Genomic DNA, 2,460 nt, shown 5'->3' on the forward strand with positions numbered 1-2,460 from the left:
CACCGACCGCCGACTCGTCTACGGAGCAGGCTCGAGGCGAGGAGGAAGAGCCATCGGCAGCGCACTGGCCCGCAGCCCAAGGGTGGGCAGTTGCGGGAGCAAGAGTTCCAACGCGTGTGCCGTGCGGGTGGCATGGGGGAGGCCGTCATGCAAAAGCACGATGTCGCCGCCGCGCAGGTGGCGGAAAAGCCAGCGCGCCATGCGCACCGGGTCGGCGTCCGGGCGGTAGTCGCCGGTGCTGATGGACCAGAGAACGAGGCGCTTGTCGCACGCCTGGGCCGCCTTGACCAGCGCCGGGCTCAGCGAGCCGTACGGCGGGCGAAAGCAGCGTGGCACCCAGCCCACGGCGGCCGCTACTGCCTGGTCGGTGCGCGACAGGTCCTGGCGGATGACCTGCCGGCTGCGCCGCGACAGCCGGGCGTGGTCGAAGGAGTGGCTGCCAAGCCCATGGCCGGCGTGGACTACACGGCGCACCAGCTCCGGATAGGCAGCTGCCCGCTGACCGGTGACGAAGAAGGTCGCCCGGCAGCCATACGCGTCCAGGAGGGCGAGGATCAGCGGGGTGACGTGCGGCTCAGGGCCGTCGTCGAAGGTGAGGTAGATTTCCTCGCGGCTCGGTCCCCGCCAGGTGACCCACGGGACGGCCTTGCTGAGGATCCGGGGTAGGCGATACATGCTCAGAGAGTTGCTTCGGGTTCTCCCACGTCCGCCGGGTTCGCCTGCCAGGTCAGCCTCGCCGGGTGGGTCTTGCGCAGGCTGGGATAGCCTTCGTGAGTCTCCCCGCCCCCGAGGCTTCCCCTCGGCGCTTCTCACCGGCTGCCGAGGCTGCCGTTGGACAGCTTCTCCCGTAGGATGAATCCCAACCCCACGAGGCTGGGGAGCAGCACGTTGATGACAAACAGCATGAGCGATGCGTTGAACGCCGTGGTGTCCTGCACGTGCACGTAGGAGAAGAACTCCACCGCCGCGCGCTCGCGCACGCCAAGGTCGCCCAGGGAAATGGGCACCAGAGTCTTGACAAAGAGCGTGGCAGTGGCCGCCTGCACCCCTGGCAGCACCCGCACAGGCTCAAAGGCCAGCGTCAGAATGTAGAACTGCGCGATGTAGACGACGTAGAAGCCCGCGCACAGACCCAAGAGCACCCACGCCTGCCTGCGCCCGAAGTAGTCAAAGGTGGCGATGAGCTGTTTGATCTTTTCCCGAAACGGCAAGGTGATGTTGAGGCTGTACAGCAGCGTACGCATGGCTTCCGGGTGGAGGACGAAGTAGTACAGCAAAGAGAGCACCACCGCGCCGAAGAGGACCAGCGGCCACAGCACCAGCGGTTGCCGTAGGCGCGCGGCCAAAAACAGCAGCAGGCTCGCCGTCCCCCCCAGGTAGAGAATCGCCGCGGCGTACAGCTTGTCCAACAAGGCAAAGCCCAGGAGGGTGACCCATGGTCGATCTTTGACGAACACGACGCGGCCGAATTCACCCACCCGGCCTGGAGTGATGAAGCCCAAGGTGAACCCGGCAAAAAGGGAAGCCAGGAGCTCGCGCATGGAGACCTCAGGCTTGATGAGGCGCACCAGGTAGCGCCATTTGCAGAATTGCAGATAGAGATTGAGCAGGGACAGGGCCAGCGCGACCCCAAAGCAGCCCAGGCGCGCGTGGCCCAACGCCTGCGCAATGCGCACCGGCTGGATGCGCCGGACCAGGACGGTCATCACCAAGAGGGCGACGAGAAGCTTGGCGACGAAGAGCACCCGCCGCCTAGAGAAAAACGCGCGTCCCCTCCGTGCAATTCTGGCAGATGTCGATCTCTTCTCCATGCAAGATCCGTTTACGAAAGTCATTGTACTCAGGCGAACGCCAGATGGCGCGCAAAGGCGCCTCGGCGATATTGCCCACCGCGTAGCGGCCGTCTTTGTCAAAGCAACAGGGCGAAACCCTGCCGTCGCTGTTCACCACCGTGCTGAACCACGGGCGGCGGCACGGCAATCGTCGTTTGCCCTTGGTGAGCAGGCGCCCATGGTCGACGCGGTACCGCCGGTAGCGTTCCTGGCGAGGGAGGAACTGCTCTGCTTCGTCCGGTGTTTCTACCTGCGCAGTCTTGAGCAGCACGCGGTCGGCACCCAGCTCCTTGGCCAAGGAGCAAATGGCGTGCACCTGGTGCTCGTTGTGCCGCAGCACCAGGAACTGCACGAAGAGCAAAGGCGTCTGCGACTTGAGCCGGCGGCGAGCAGCAACGACGTTCCTGATCCCCTGGGTGACCCTCGCAAAGTCGCCACCGCAACGGTACCTCTGGTAGGTGTCGCTGTCAGCACCGTCCAGCGACACGATGAGGGTGTCCAGGCCGGATGTGACCGTGCGCTCCACCACCTGCGGGTCGACGAAGAAGTGCCCATTGGTGCTGGTGGTCACGTAGATGCGGCGACTCTTGGCGTACTCCACCAGGTCCAGGAATTCGGGGTGAAGGTA

Annotated in this window: 3 protein-coding genes; all 3 read right to left on the reverse strand. The window is 65.0% G+C overall.

The annotated features are described in order from the left end of the window. Positions 1–18: 18 nt before the first annotated feature. Positions 19–675, reverse strand: coding sequence for a polysaccharide deacetylase family protein (locus H5U38_15920; GenBank protein ID MBC7188511.1), 657 nt, complete (start codon positions 673–675; stop codon positions 19–21). A gap of 134 nt (positions 676–809) precedes the next feature. Then, entirely contained in the window at positions 810–1,745 is a 936-nt protein-coding gene (locus tag H5U38_15925; GenBank protein MBC7188512.1) for a flippase-like domain-containing protein, read from the reverse strand. A gap of 7 nt (positions 1,746–1,752) precedes the next feature. Further along, the coding region (locus tag H5U38_15930) for an SPASM domain-containing protein (GenBank protein ID MBC7188513.1) at positions 1,753–2,460 on the reverse strand (708 nt) is incomplete at its 5' end.

The organism is Calditrichota bacterium, from assembly GCA_014359355.1.
In the GTDB taxonomy this organism is placed as follows: domain Bacteria; phylum Zhuqueibacterota; class Zhuqueibacteria; order JANLFK01; family Oleimicrobiaceae; genus Oleimicrobium.

What these genes read in the sequence shown, in the direction of transcription:
- H5U38_15920 (MBC7188511.1), bottom strand. Translation starts at nt 675, where the DNA reads ATGTATCGCCTACCCCGGATCCTCAGCAAGGCCGTCCCGTGGGTCACC.